The sequence below is a fragment of the Myxococcus sp. AM011 genome (genome assembly GCF_013372595.1).
Lineage (GTDB): Bacteria > Myxococcota > Myxococcia > Myxococcales > Myxococcaceae > Myxococcus > Myxococcus eversor.
Genome location: NZ_JABXEM010000290.1, coordinates 1 through 13530, shown reverse-complemented (window position 1 = coordinate 13530; position 13530 = coordinate 1). Strand labels below are relative to the sequence as shown.

Annotated in this window: 8 protein-coding genes, 1 tRNA gene and 1 pseudogene; 6 read left to right on the top strand and 4 right to left on the bottom strand. The window is 64.1% G+C overall.

Features of this window, described 5'->3' with window-relative positions:
* Nucleotides 1-575 precede the first annotated feature (575 nt).
* Together HUW62_RS39595 and HUW62_RS39590 are read left to right on the top strand one after the other, a co-directional pair.
* Complete coding sequence (locus HUW62_RS39595; protein WP_176437376.1) at nt 576-2771, top strand: hypothetical protein; 2196 nt, start codon at nt 576-578, stop codon at nt 2769-2771.
* Complete coding sequence (locus tag HUW62_RS39590; RefSeq protein WP_176437375.1) at nt 2768-4102, top strand: hypothetical protein; 1335 nt, start codon at nt 2768-2770, stop codon at nt 4100-4102. Before HUW62_RS39595 ends, HUW62_RS39590 begins: the two co-directional genes overlap by 4 nt.
* Before the next feature lie 1277 nt (nt 4103-5379).
* Here HUW62_RS39590 and HUW62_RS39585 read toward each other — a convergent pair.
* Both HUW62_RS39585 and HUW62_RS39580 read right to left on the bottom strand, forming a co-directional pair.
* Nucleotides 5380-5856 carry a hypothetical protein gene (locus HUW62_RS39585; RefSeq protein ID WP_176437374.1) on the bottom strand — a complete coding sequence of 159 codons (477 nt, stop codon included), beginning with the start codon at nt 5854-5856 and terminating at the stop codon, nt 5380-5382.
* A gap of 96 nt (nt 5857-5952) precedes the next feature.
* Nucleotides 5953-7575, bottom strand: coding sequence for a thiol-activated cytolysin family protein (locus HUW62_RS39580; RefSeq protein WP_176437373.1), 1623 nt, complete (start codon nt 7573-7575; stop codon nt 5953-5955).
* Between the two features lie 405 nt (nt 7576-7980).
* On the opposite strand from HUW62_RS39580, the gene HUW62_RS39575 reads away from it, so the two are divergent.
* The 3 genes from HUW62_RS39575 to HUW62_RS39565 all read left to right on the top strand — a co-directional run bounded on the left by HUW62_RS39575 (nt 7981) and on the right by HUW62_RS39565 (nt 10879).
* Nucleotides 7981-8502: a DUF5675 family protein gene (locus HUW62_RS39575; RefSeq protein ID WP_176437372.1), complete on the top strand. Its 522-nt coding sequence runs from the start codon at nt 7981-7983 to the stop codon at nt 8500-8502.
* Between the two features lie 1002 nt (nt 8503-9504).
* A complete protein-coding gene (locus HUW62_RS39570) occupies nt 9505-10278 on the top strand; it encodes a transporter (protein WP_255203913.1) in 774 nt (257 codons plus the stop codon).
* 313 nt (nt 10279-10591) lie between these two features.
* The gene (locus HUW62_RS39565; RefSeq protein WP_176437370.1) at nt 10592-10879 is read left to right on the top strand and encodes a hypothetical protein; all 288 of its coding nucleotides are present in this window, start codon (nt 10592-10594) and stop codon (nt 10877-10879) included.
* A 210-nt stretch (nt 10880-11089) separates the two neighbouring features.
* Here HUW62_RS39565 and HUW62_RS39560 read toward each other — a convergent pair whose 3' ends face one another.
* Entirely contained in the window at nt 11090-12244 is a 1155-nt protein-coding gene (locus tag HUW62_RS39560) for a hypothetical protein (protein ID WP_176437369.1), read from the bottom strand.
* Nucleotides 12245-13027: 783 nt separating this feature from the next.
* Nucleotides 13028-13100 (bottom strand) — tRNA-Asn (locus HUW62_RS39555).
* A gap of 144 nt (nt 13101-13244) precedes the next feature.
* On the opposite strand from HUW62_RS39555, the pseudogene HUW62_RS48200 reads away from it, so the two are divergent.
* Nucleotides 13245-13530 (top strand): annotated as a pseudogene (locus HUW62_RS48200) (RsmB/NOP family class I SAM-dependent RNA methyltransferase); the annotation flags it as partial.

Genomic DNA, 13530 nt, shown 5'->3' with positions numbered 1-13530 from the left:
GTCGGCAGCGTCAGAGGTGTATAAGAGACAGGCCTGGGGCGCGGTGGTGGGCGTGGGCGTGGATGCGCTGACGTCGACGGTGGACATGCGCGCGCGCCTGGAAGGCCGCCTTCAGCGCGGAGGTTTCCGCCAGGGCGCTTTCGGGCCGGACTATGAGTTGGCGCGCTTCCAGGTGGCGGGCCCGGCCTCCGTGCCGCTGGCGGAGGCGTCCTTCCCGGAGGGGGCTTCCGCCTACGGTGAGGTGATTCTCAACTGGGACGCGGCGCGCCTGAGCGGCATGCGCCAGCGACACCTCTTCCTCTCCCTGGGCGTGGAGGCCTTCTCCTGGGGCCGGGTGGACGTGGATGGGCGGGTGGAGGCGCAGCTCTTCCACCGCAACTTCACGGTGGGCGTCGGCGGACTGGCGACGGCCATGGGCCAGCCAGGGGCGCGCTACGTCGTCTCGGGAGAGGCCCGGTGGCGCTTCCTGGGGGGCAACCTCTACGCGCTGGGGCAGGGCGGCACGCTGCTGTTTCCCTCGCCGGAGGGGACGCTGCGGCCGGGAGCCTTCGCGGCCGTGGGGCTGGGGGTGGACAATGCGCGCTGAGCGACTGCCGTGCGGCGTGGTGGGCTTGGTGCTGTCCCTGGCACTGCTGACGTCGGGGTGTGCCTCGCTACCCTCACGGGCGGGCCCTGGAGGCACCCTGGCGTCCGTCTCGGGCGCGACGCCCCTTGTGGCCTTGGGGCGCGGTGCCGTCGCGAGTCTCCCCGAGGACGACGCCCACGAGGACTTCGAAGCGGAGTCCGCGGACGGACCGCTTCTACACCGCCGCCGGGCCACGCCGTCTCCCCCGAATCCCGGCGGGGGAGAAACGGCGCCCCTGCGAGTGGTGGGGGCCCTGGAAGGTGTGTGCGGGGACGTCCCCTCGGGCTGGCCGCACCTGGACTCGGAGGACGAGGTGCTGGAGCCCTTCCTAGCGTGCACCACGCCAGCGACCTTCCTGGCCTTGCAGCGCCAGGCGGACATGCCCCGGCTGGTGGAGGCCCTCTCGGACTGGAACGCCGTCCGGCTGGGCGCCCTGGGCCCCCTGGAGGCCGAGGCCGCCCGCGTCCTCCTCAAGAAGCGCGCGTCCTTCCTTGCTACCGCCGTCGAGAAGCACGGCTTGGCCAAGGCGGAAGTCCTCGCCCTCTTCGTCCTGCACACCACCCACGACGACGAGGTGCGGCGGCTCTTGCGCCTGTTGGCCGAGGACAAACTGCTCAAGCGCGCCCTGGGGGCCATGGAGGTGGTGCGCGAGGAGCTGAAGCAGCGAGGCATGGCCCTCACCGACTTCCCGGAGCGGGACTTCCGTGCTGGCGACATCGCGCGGGGACTGGGGAGGGCCGCGGATGACGTCAGGGCCTCCATTCCAGTCGTCGGTGGGCTCCGGGGCGTGGAGGCGTCCTACCTTCCCGCGCAGCTCCCACCGCTCTACCAGGACGCGTACCAGGAGGTGGAGAACGCCCAATTCCTGGGGGCCTTCGCGCCCAGCAACGTGGCCCTGGCGTCCTTCGACCACCTCACCTTCGGGGTGCCGCTGGGCTTCTACCACCTGGTGGCGGGGACGGCGCAGGGCGGGGCCTCTCTCGCCAGGGGGGAGTACGAGGAGGCCACGCGGCAACTGGCGCCCGCGGCCCTCATGGTGGGCCTGTACGCGGGCGGGAAGGGGGCGCGCGCGCTCCGTGAAGCGGGCGTCTCCAGGCAGGAGGGGGCACGGCTCCAGGCCGTCGTGTCTCGGGTGGAATCTCTGAAGGCCGTGCTGGAGAGGTTGGAGGCGCGAGTCGGCGAGGGCGTCGTGGGAGGGTTGGCCCGCTACCTCCAGCAGGACAGGGACGCAGCCATTCTGGTGGCGGAGTGGGGCGAAGCCGGCGCGCTGGCTCTCTACGAGGCACGAGGCAACGTTGTCCAAGCACAGGCCACATTGGCCGTACGGTACCGAGAGCCCCCGAATGCCGCGTCCCCCGGAGCGGGCTCCGGGAGAAAGGGCGGTACTCGGCCCTCCATGCCACCCGAGGTGGCAGGCCTGCCGGCCGAGGTGGCGGAGGCGAAGTTCAAGCAGTTGGAGGCGGAGTTTCCAGGAGAGCGCCTGTCGATGGACGTGGCGGAGCTGACGAAGCACCGCGAGGCTCTACGGAGGGCTGCTCCAGCCGAAGTAGCCGCGGAGCCCCTCTGGGCCGACTACGTGGCGTACCTGGAGACGCGGGCTGCGGAAATCACGAAGGGGATTGCGGAGAAGGGGCCGCTGAAGTGGGCTGGCTATCAGCTCCTTCGTGACAGGTACGCCCGGGGCCTGGCCTTCGAGAGGAAGATGGTCGCCATCCTGGAGGCGGACGCGGCCTTGCCGCGGGCGAAGCGGAAGTGGCTCAAGGACTTCGAGCAGCCGCGCATCGTGACGCACGTGGGGGTCGCGAAGGCCGACCTTCGCTTCGCGGACGTGCTCGTCATAGAGGAGGGCCCCTCTGCTGGCCCGCAGCCCCGCGTGGAGACGTTCAGCTTCAAGAGTCGGGAGCTTGCACAATTGAAGTCGAAGGAGCTGACCTCGCTGATGGTGGCGGACGCTCGCGACGCTCTGCGGTATTACGGAGAGACCCTGAACATTCGCCGTCCCGGAATGGAAATGGAGGCACAGGTCCAAAGAGTCAGTCTCATCTACGAGGGAAAGGGCCTGAAACCGGTTGACCCCGAGGCATGGAGAGTGGCGGCGGAGCGCGTTGAGAATAGGATCAAAGGAGTCGAGGTGTCGCTTCAATGAAGGTGCTTGAATTTCAAGAACTGGGTGTGGAGGACAGGCTTAGGCTTTCATTCGAAGGTACCTTCGATTCCCGGGCTAACCTACAGGCTGAATTGGAGCCACTCTTCGATGCCCTGGAGGCGCGTGCCGGAGGGTGGATGCCGGACGTTGTTGAGGGGCGGCGGCGGCGAACGTACTCCCGTGCCGCTGTTTGGCAGGCGCTGGAAGAAGAGCGCGAAGAAAGCAGCACGTCCATCGGCCTCTACCGAACAAAGCCCCCTGCGCTGGACAGCACCATTCAGCTTTGGCTGCCACCGCTGCCGCCGAAGCTGGATGTTTGGATTTCTGTTCAGCCGATGTCGTTGTTTGGGGGGGGAGAACTCTGTCGCAAATTCACGGATATGGTTCGTGCTTGGGCCGGCCGCTATCAGGCAACATACGTCAAGGCCAATAGCTTGGCCGACGACCAGCTATCCGGCGCGCCCTACTTCGGTCGTGATGAGAGGACCTCAAGAAAGGACGGGTTCGACAAGGTCTATGAGCTGTGCTGGCTGAACGTCTTCGGCCCGAAGCTAGTAGAGTCCGTAGGTCGTGATCGGATGCTCTCGACGCCTGCGCACCTCGTGGAAGAGCTTCCCAACGGCGCTGTCCTCTTGGTGCTATGGCCAACCGCCGCGGACTTCGCCAGTGAGGCGGCGCGCGTGGCGCAGGCCCGCGCGCATGTCCACCTGCGGCCGGACCTCGACTTCGACACGGTGCTGCGCACGCTGAGAGAGCGCAGCGCGGCCCTCCTCCCTGTTGAGCAGCGCTTCCACCCTGACGTGGCGCCTTTCCTCTCGCGGCTGCCGGACGAGTTCGCCATCAGCGAGCGGCAGCGGAAGATTGCCGAACTCAACGCCTTCCGGCCGCCGGTGCCGGAGGAGTGGCTCCCCGTCGCTCATTCCTCGGACGTGGCGAATCCGGAGCGCGTCCGCGAATCCTACGGGGACCTTTCCGAAGGTCTCGTGGCAGCACTGCACACCAAAGTGCCCTCCATCATGGACAAGACGGCCGAGTCTCTCACGGACCTGGACTTCTACTTCTGGAGGGAGAACTTCCCGGAGCGGTACACGCGCGAACTCATCGACAGTCACACAGCTCCGGCGCTGGGGGCCTACCTGGGGGACGTGCTGGTGCGGCAGTTGGGCGGGACATGGGTGCTGCGGCAGAAGATGGAAGAGTCCCAGGTGCGGGTGGGCAAGCGCGTCTGGCTACCCTTCCTCCGCGCCCGCCGGTACATGCAGTCCTGTCAGTCGCTGCTGGAATACTCGCTCACTCAATTCTTCTATGAGGCAGAGCGGTACCGGCCCTGAATTTGAGGGCGACCCTCGTCACCTGGACCGACAGAGGCTGACAGGCTACTTGAAGCCGAGAGCGATGGGACATGCGCGACATCGATGTTCGCAACGCACTGAAGGTGGAGCGCATGGGATCCTGGCATGCCCCGCATGCGCCTGCTCACCATCCGCTACGAGAGGCGCGACGACATCCACTACGGTTTCCTCCAGCTCGGTTGCTGCATGGTGCTCTTCCAAGCCCGCATGCATTGGCTCTGAATGGTGCTCAAACACCGTGATTTGCCAGACTGGTTCACCTCATGCTTTCGTCATGCTGAGCGCATGGGCGCGCTCGCGAGGGAGGTAGCAAATGAATCGAAAGCTAGGGGCCGTCCTTGCTCTCGGAGTGCTCACCTTGGGGACCGTTGCGTGGGCCCGGAATCACTACGTGTGGGCCGAATGCAAAGATGGGTCGCACAAGACCGCTTGGAAGGGCACGGCGTATACCGGCTCAGGCGCTGATGCGAAGGCTGACGCGGACGTCGCCGCTCACAACAAGGAGACAGGTCACGCCGCGTTTCGCCAGGGTGAATGGCGCGACTGAGGGGCATGCGGTGACAGCTTGAGGAGGTCGGAGCCGCGCGGGGAGTGCAGAACAAGCCTCGCGCGGTCCTCTACGGGCGTCTCACAGAATGCCCTGCGCCTGAACAGCTACGGGCCCAGGTACGTCGGGTGTTGAAGTCGCGAACGCGATGGCGAGCTACGAAGTGAGGCAGTGGTTCGTTCCCGCTCGCTAGGGCTGGGAAGGTTCCGGGCTGGGCTGTAGCTCGAGCATGAAGCTTACGGCCTCATGCTCATCCGCAAAGCGGTTCGGAAACATTCCCGCCAACCAGCCAGCAGAGGGGTAGAGGTCGTCTCGCGTGTGCTCCCTTCCAGCGGTCGCATTTCGGTCCACGAAAAACTGTCCTGCCTCATGTGGACCCATGGGCTTGAGCGTTTCGATATCGCTCATCAAGACGGGGGCCCCTTGCGTGAACCGCAATATGCCTCCGTTGGGATCAACGTCAGCCAACTGGCCAATCTCCGCAGTGCCATCGACACGGCGAACCAAGACCACTCTCCCCACTGCTTGCCTTGCGTTGACCAAAGTTAGCGCCACATAACCTCCCATGAGCTGCTGCTGGCAACGAGTGCTGATGGTTCCTCACCTGCACATGACCATGCTACAAAGACTACTCGGTTGCTTCTCTCGGCGCCCAGCCATTCTCCGAGGGGAATTCCCCGCGGAGAGCAAGCAAGGCGACCGAGTCGTATTAGGCCTGCGAGGCCGGCGGCGTCAGCGACAGCACCGCCCCAAGAGCCCATGTCCACAGCGGGCGCCAGTCGGCGCCACGGGCAGCCTTCTTCGCGTGCTGGGCCATGGCTACATCGAGAGCTGTCCTTGGAGGGAGCGCCATCGTCACCACGTGTGCAGAGCGGCCCTCTCCGGTGGGGGCCTCCAGGCACAGCCGCCAGACGCGTGGATCCGACTCTTCGACGATGAGGAGGTCGGTCGCCGTCCACCGGACTCCGTCGTCGTCGGGCAGCTCCAGCCCCGCGTCGGGCGGCACCACGAGGTGCAGCGCGCGGACGGGCAGGCGGACGTCGTCACACGTGTAGCCGTGGAGCTCCGTGTCGCGCAGCGATGCGGCGAGGGCAGGAGCCACGGTGTGGCTGGTTTGCCCGGTGGCTTCAGTGGTAGGTGCATCTGGATACTCCTCCTCCGCGTCCATCGGTTCGAGCAGACCCATATGCTTCTGGACTGCTCTCAAGACCCAGCTCATTGTAGCGTTCTATTGAACGCGTGACGTGCGGTTGCCGGTCCAAGAGCAAGGGGTCGCTAGCGCCTATTGCCAGTGATCATTCACCTCGCTGCCCCCGCGGTACTCGGTCCCCGGGTTTACGCATCTCGTGCTGCTCGGACGTGGTGTCCGAGGCGGGGGGCCAAGCTTAATCAACTTGTCATGGCACACCGTAGGGTCATGCGAACTGTCTTGAGTGAAGTTCGTATAGCGCTGATCCTGTCCCGTATCTCCTCGAGAAAAATGGTTGCGCGATGGCTGTTCCCGCTCAGTGGTACCCAAGTCGGCTGCAATCAATTCGACCCAGTGCTCAATCTCCCAGTTATCCCCTTCGTCGCCGTTGTTGCTGCAGGTGCGCACAAGGAACTCTTGCGGCGACGTCCACCCTCCGGGGCGGGTGGGATTCGGGTCTATGTCGTGCGTGATCTCACGGTCATCATTGTCCTCCTTCTCCCAGTTCCAAGGGGAACTCCAAGTGTCGTCACGCCGTTTAACTTCGGACCACCATGCCGTGGTGTCCTTGCGCCCGTTGTAGCCGTCATGATCCTGGAAATGCAGCCTCAGCGTCGGCAGCGGCACGGTCGTCTCACCAGGGTCTGTGACCGACTTCCACGGCCGGATCTCTTCGAATTGGGTCGCGATGCTCAAGGCAATGGGGACATTCCCCTTCAGGCGGTTGATCTTGTAGCTGATGGGCCGGCTGTTCTTTACATCATCGGCAGTCAGCTTGCGCGAGAGCGTCGAAGTGAGAATCCGGATACGGGCTGCGGAATCACAAATGGGCTCGTCCTTCGCGCAGCCGAAGATGGCGCTGTCCTCTGGACTCGCACCGTAGGCAAAGGCGCGCACTCTCAGCCCGGATTTGGTCGCGGCCTCTAGCCTTGCCGCATCTATCTTCCCACTTGCGAAGAATCCAGACACCGCAGCTTGGACCTTCGCCGTTGACTCCGACGACTCGTCCGATGCGCTCACGGAGAAAATGAACCGGCGCCCATATGAAATGCTGCTGACGTACGTATACTCGCCTGCGTCCTTCTCGGCCGCTTGCAACGTCTCAAGGTCCTGGCACCCTAGCAGGTCTGCAGCAGTAGCGGGGGTCTTGCTGAGCCCCATCGTGTAGAAGGTCTGTTCCAGCATCGCAATTGCACTGACGCCAACGTTGGAACTCTCAGATGCAAAAAAACTCTGCGCTGCCGCTGAGAGGTACTTCACGCTGATGCCAAGCTGAGCAACTCGCTCGTTGGTGGACCTAGCGAACGAGAATGAATAGTTGGCCGTGAGACCAGGCTCAATGGCGTTTTTTGCAACAAGCCCCATGCGCCACTGATTGAAGTCGCCTTGGCCTGGGTCTGAGAGAGAAATCTTGAAGTCGGAAATGGTAGCGGTTGCGCTGGGGGAAGCCGAGAGCACTGAGAGGTTCAGGGTTGGTCGTCCATTGAATGCAATGGGCACTAGGGTGCCTCCCGGAATCGACGACCTTCGGACGACGTTTCCCGGCCAAAGAGTTTCCGCATTCGGGTCGAAGAGGACAACGTCTTTAGGGTTGGCCACTTCTGTGACTTTGCGCCGCTGAAGGCAACCGTTTTCCGGAGTTGCAGAGCCCCAAACTTCGGCCTTCGCGGCTGGAGCCGCCTGAGGTGATGCGGCGGTCTGAAGGAACCGGTTCATAGCCGTGCATGCAGACGGCGATGGAAGACTTAAGGTCTGTACTGCTACCTCGGGACGACTTGCAATGCGGTTACTCCTATTGGATGGTGACGGCCCTGTGGGACGGTCAATGTTGGTTGCTCCCGTGCAGGACCACGACAGTGTGCTAGCGATGGCGCCGCTCAGCAGCAATCGGCAGGGGGAACGCAAGAGGCCTCCATTAGTGGTGTCGCGTGCTCTATTATGTCTGAAGTTCAATGTGGAATGCACTGCACTTTATGGAGCATCACGAAGTGCAGTGCTGGGAGTCTGCCTACACCCATCATGTTTGCCTGGGGAGCCCTGCATGATGTCGTGAGGACGGGGCGGCGCGACTGAGTGGGCGGACGCTCTTGTTTGCGGGGTATACTTACGATGGAGGCGCAAATGCAGAGAGTAAAGGTGTCGCTGGCATTCGTGGCGGTGCTTGTTCTGGGGGGCGTTGCCGTTGTGGCCGGGGAGGCCCTCGCCAGTGAGGCCCCGCTCACTCGGACCATCGAGATCCGGCGGTCCATGACGACTTCCGCCTGCAGGACTGGCTACTTGCTCGTTGATGGAATGGCTATCGGCTATACTCTTGAGCCTGGCGCGCTTGCGCCGGATGCGACCAGCCTCACGTCCATCCCGAACGGGGATTACGACGCCTTCATTCGCGTCGATAAGAAGAAGTGGCGCCTCGAGCTCAAGGACGTTCCCAGGTACAAGAACGCGCAGATCCACATCGGCAACGATCCTAAGGATACTGCGGGTTGTGTGCTCGTGGGCCTCAAGGTGTCCGTCGACCAGTGCCGCGTTACCGATAGCGCACCCGCACTAAAGAAGCTTCAGGAGATGGTCTTCGGTGAGACCGCGCCGCGCCCTTCGACCCCTGTTCGCGTCAAGGTGCTCATCCGGGACGAGTCAGCATAGCTGCGCAGCACCATTCCTCAGCGCCCGTACATGCAGGAAGATGCACCTGCCCGAGTCTAGGCTTCCGCCCTGGCAAGCTCGTGATTCGTAGTGGGCCGTTCTTGGTGACCCGGCACATGGGCAGGCACCCAGCCCCATCGGTCCGCGCCCACGCGGCCAGGCCGTCCTGCTCTTGCGCCTGGGCCGGGGCGGCCGCCATTTCGGCGTCGGTCAGCATCCGCTCTCGGAGGAGGGTTCGCAGCGCCAAGCGGAAGTCAGAGGCATCGAACACACTGCCGTTCAGCTCGCTCTGGACCCTCTTGGGCATTGGGCATTCTCCGCGCGGCATGGAGGCGCTGCCGCTCATCGTGGGCACACTAGCGAGCCCTCCATGGGGCGTCGAGGAGCTGCCGGCTGCCCGGGCCTCACCCCTGAGTGGTATAGACCAAAAGGCTCGGCACTGCCTTCGAACGCGCCGCGCCCGAAGGCGCTGACAAGCGGCCTCTGGAGAGTCTCAGCCCGCGGGCGGAGACAGAGACGTGCGGGCACGGAGCGATTCTTCGAGGCAGTCTTCGGCGCTCAGAGAGAGACTCACCAAGAGCCGGAGTAGCGGCTTGACGAGGGGAGTAGGGAAGGCGGCATCATCCCGGCATGAGTCAGGCCTCTCCTCCTCAACCCCTGCCGTCCGCTCCTCCTCCACAGTCGCCGCCGTCGAAGGGGATGTCCGTCCCGGCCATTCTCGTCGGCTCATGCTTCGGGCTGGCCCTCATGGGCTGGGTCATGAGGCTCGGCTATCCTGGAGCCGTGTTGGGGCTGTGCGCCCTCGCTGGGTCCATCGCAATCTTCAGGAAGAAGGACTCCAAGCACCGCAGCGCTGCCGTCATTGGCGCAATTGCTTCTGTCATTGTCGTCTTCGGCGCCATCGGGAACGGGAACGAGAGTTCTCGCAAGGCTGCTTCGATGGCGGCCTCCATCGAAGAGGCGAGGCAGAAGGCGGAGGCAAGTCGCGCTCATGAAGAGGACATGTCCGAGCGCATTGCTGCGCTGGCCGCGTCGTCGGCTCCCCAGGAGGCCGTCGACATGTGCAACAGCTTCGGGGACCTCCGCGACATCCCTGAGAAGAGCCGCGCGCGGTGCGGCGAGGCGTACCTAGCCAAGGGCCGCGAGTTGCTGGCCGCTGCGAAGGCCGGGGATGCCGTACCCCTTCTGGAGAGGGCGAGTGCCCTGGCTCCAGGCAACGCAGACGCGGCGACCACGCTTTCGAACGCGAGGGAGCTGCGCGGCAAGGAGGACTTCAAGACTCAGGGGCCGGAGGTCTCCGCCAAGCTGGCGCGGGCGTTGGCCCATGCCAAGGCGAAGGAATGGGAAGCAGCGGAGACGGAGCTGAACGCTGCTGACGCCACCCTGAAGGCGTTCGAGGGCCTCGAGGTCGCCAAGTCGAAGGAGTGGAACACCCTGTCGGGCCAGGCCGCCCAGCAGCGCAAGCGCATCCAGCCCGGGCTGGAGAAGCTCCAGCTCCAGCGCGAGGCCCAGAAGCTGATGGTGGAGATGCGCGGGGAGAAGCCTATGAACTCACCGTGGGATGGCTCGGTGCCGGAGGTAGAGCGGTACCTCAAGAAGGTGATGAATGACCCCGACAGCTACGAGCATGTCTCGTCGTCGGCTCCTGTTGCCCGCGATGCCTACTGGATTGTGAAGAGCTCCTTCCGGGGAAAGAATGCCTTCGGAGGGAAGGTCCTCAACACGAGGTACTTCTTCATTCAGCAGGGGCAGGTTGTTCGCGTGGCGGAGGAATAGGGCGGGTTGCCAGCCTCGGGACGAGGGGCTGAGTCCTTCTCAGCCCTCCGGTACATGCAGTCCCGCCAAGCGCTGCTGGACTACTCGCTCACGCAGTTCTTCCATGATGCGGAGCGACACCGGCCCTGACGGAAAGAGACGGGGGAGAGCGGCCAGAGGTTGTAGGTGATAGGGCCCAGGAGCAGTGGGGCATACCTCGCTGCACCCTCCTTCGTGCCTAGTTGGATGGCGGTATTTAGAGTGTCGCTAGAGTCTACTGGGCCGGCCATCAACAGCGCCGCTCAAGGCTCTGTTCCGGAAGAAACAGGTGAGAATGTTCGCACAAGAGCAGGTAGAGGCCAAAGAGAGGATGCGGCGGGAGTTGCTGCCTGTGGTTCTTGAGGAGATTGGATTGGTTGGGTTGTATATGACGGATATGATTACTCGTCCGATGGCTGGAGTGCTGGCCGATCTGATTGCGGAGAGCGGTGTGAAGGTGATTCACCTCAGCATCCTTCCTCGGATTGGTGTTCATGTTTATTTGGTGCACGAGAAGTATGGTTTAGTGAATAATGGACTGGAAAGTATGGCGTTGGCTAGGTTTGGCGACGGAAGCATCTAGGGGTAATCGGCAGACTCCGAGGTGGCCTCTTCGAGAATGGCGTCTGTGGTCTCATAGAGGTCGCCACGAGGGGACCAGCCTTCAGTCTCCTTTGGGCCGGGGGGTGGCCGCTCCGCAGCAGTGCGGGACGAGTCCCATGTGAATGGGCCTCCCCTGCGCGCCAGAGAGTGTCGGCTGGCGCGCCGGTTTCGGTGAGGCATGTTGGGGCGGCTACGCTGCTTCCCAGAAGGTGATGGCGTGCAGGTGCACGAGGACCTCATTGCCCGGCCAGCCCAGGAGAAGGTCAAACGGGCCCACGGCGAGCAGTGGCAGGTGAAGCACCATTCCATCGCGCAGCACGAGGACGAGTGGCTTGCCGACGGATGGAAGGAAGGGGCGTGGATCCGCGACAGGCCTGCGTGCAGGTGCGGCCTTCGCCCGATGTCCTCCCTTGGCGAGTTCGGGGAGATGGACGTGGGCCATCCCCATGTTGCGCCAGGCCGAATGCTTCGCGAGCAGCAGGAACTCCAACTTCTCGATTCTCCCGTTGAGCCCGAAGCGAAACGCCAGCGGGTGAGTCTCTTGGAGGTTGTCGACGAGCGTCCGGTCCCTCATGAGGCCGACTACCGCTGCCTGTGAGTCGATGAGGTGCTGAACGAAGGCTTCAATGGCAGCCGGCGACACTTCCTCTCGGGCCGTCCGGATGTCGAGTCTGCGGCGCTCCTTCCAGACAGCGGTCGCCGTCTGTTTCTGAAAGTCCCGCATCAACTGCATCAATCGGAACGCGTCGGGTGGCCATGTTGCGACCTCACTCGTCTGCTCCCTTCGAAGGCGTCGACGCAGAGGCAGGATGTCCGCCACGGGCTTTCGCTCTGGCTGAATCGCATGCGTCACCTTGAAGCTCTCTGGGACGTGGCCATGACTCCAGTCCGCGGGACGCGGTGTGCCGCGAATGTCACTGAGACCTTGGTCTCGAGCGAATGCCACGACGTGCTTGAGGAGCAGGGGCCCGTGGTCCAGGTGGCAGCGCTTCTCGTTGCAGGCGATTTCGTTCAGCGTCACAGCGTCATCGCCGAACGTGCCGACGAAGGAGAGCACTGGCTTCTCGGAACGCCCGGTGTCCCCTTCGTACAGGTAGTGGTCCACCGCGCCGCGCCGTTGAAGCCGCGTCACGAAGACCCGCCTGTCAGCGAGCTGGGCAATCTCCACCAGGACTTCGCCAGCCGCGAGGCGCTTCTCGATTCGAGCCAGCAGCTCCGCCAGGCCCTGTGTCTCGACTTCAAGGGCACGAAGCGCGCTGCTCGCGCCTTCCGCCCGGGTGGCCGCGGCCTCATACCGGCTGGCGTAGCCGAAGGTGATGAGGTTCAGCAGGCTGCCTTCCGCCATGGATGTCCCCTCGCGTGCTGCGAAAAAACGGCGAAGGTAGCAGTCCGTGCTTCGCTCGAAAACTGCGCAGGAACCCATGCCTTTGTTGCGCATGTCAGGGCGCGCGCATGGCGCGTGGTGGCGGTCCTTCTTGTGGCATGTCCGCTCGTCATAGGGGGCATGCCCAGGCGCTGCGCTCCCGTGGCCCACGGCCGCTCCACGCAGAGGTGTGCGGGGGCCAGTGCTCAACGGAGTCTTGGCGCTCTCGGAGGCTCTTGGGGCGCTCTGGGCCGGAGTGCCGACCGCCTTGCGTGGCGGGCGAGCACCCCCAGTGAAACGGCGGCGGAGACGGCTGATCCGGAGCCTCCGAAGGCGCCTTCACTTTGAGTATTGATTGGGAGGGTCGCCGCCGGGCGTGCGTTGCCCCCTCGGGGACCAGCAAAGCAGGTAAGAGACGAAACCAGAAAGCAGAGAGAGACGCCTTCCCAGAAACCTCAGAGCGGAAAGAGCGGGTCTCCAGGGGAATGTTGTTAACCGCCTCCCCAAAAGTTAACAGCACCTGTTAACCACTCTCGACCTCTCTCTCCCCAAAACGGGTGAAAGAGCGGTCCAGAGAGCCCAATCAGCGGCGGAGGAGAGGGGGCATCTCGCTCTGCGGGGTAGAGAGCCGAGAGCGCCCTCTTCAGCACCGCGAGCCAAAATCCCTTGGGATTCAGCGGCTTAAGCACGAAGGCCCCGCGATATGCATCGCGAGGCCCGTGTTAAACAAAAAGGCCCTGCCAGTTGGCAGGGCCTTTCAAGTAGCTCCCCGACGAGGACTCGAACCTCGGACCTAGTGATTAACAGTCACCCGCTCTACCGGCTGAGCTATCGGGGAATATGTCCTCGTTGCGGTACGGCGACGACGCCGCAGCGATGACGCGCTTTCTAGAGAACGGAGCCCCCTCTGTCAACAGTCCCGTTTGATCCGCTCTCCCGGCTCCACGGTCCACCCTGGTCCGCCCTCGCCGGACTCGCCCCCGTGTCCTCCGAGGCCATCTCCCTCGTGCTCGCCGGCTCCCCCGCCGAGCGCGTCGTGGATCGCACCCTCCGTGCTCATCGCTCCCTCTCCCGCGACCAGCGCCAGGCCCTCAAAGAAGCCATCTTCAACGTCGGCCTCTGGCGCCGCCGCCTCGCCTTCCTCCTCGACCAGGACGACGCTCCACCCCCGCTCCTCCTCTTCGCCTTCCTCCACGGCCTCGCCCACGTCCCCGCCCCCGAGGCCGCCTCGCTCGCCGGGGTAGGGGAGGGCGTCCCCACCCTGAATC

Bases quoted from the DNA above. Each gene is read 5' to 3' on its own strand.
- HUW62_RS39595 (WP_176437376.1), top strand. From the start codon at position 576: ATGCGCGCTGAGCGACTGCCGTGCGGCGTGGTGGGCTTGGTGCTGTCC.
- HUW62_RS39590 (WP_176437375.1), top strand. From the start codon at position 2,768: ATGAAGGTGCTTGAATTTCAAGAACTGGGTGTGGAGGACAGGCTTAGG.
- HUW62_RS39585 (WP_176437374.1), bottom strand. From the start codon at position 5,856: ATGGGTCTGCTCGAACCGATGGACGCGGAGGAGGAGTATCCAGATGCA.
- HUW62_RS39580 (WP_176437373.1), bottom strand. From the start codon at position 7,575: ATGAACCGGTTCCTTCAGACCGCCGCATCACCTCAGGCGGCTCCAGCC.
- HUW62_RS39575 (WP_176437372.1), top strand. From the start codon at position 7,981: ATGCAGAGAGTAAAGGTGTCGCTGGCATTCGTGGCGGTGCTTGTTCTG.
- HUW62_RS39570 (WP_255203913.1), top strand. From the start codon at position 9,505: ATGTCCGAGCGCATTGCTGCGCTGGCCGCGTCGTCGGCTCCCCAGGAG.
- HUW62_RS39565 (WP_176437370.1), top strand. From the start codon at position 10,592: ATGTTCGCACAAGAGCAGGTAGAGGCCAAAGAGAGGATGCGGCGGGAG.
- HUW62_RS39560 (WP_176437369.1), bottom strand. From the start codon at position 12,244: ATGGCGGAAGGCAGCCTGCTGAACCTCATCACCTTCGGCTACGCCAGC.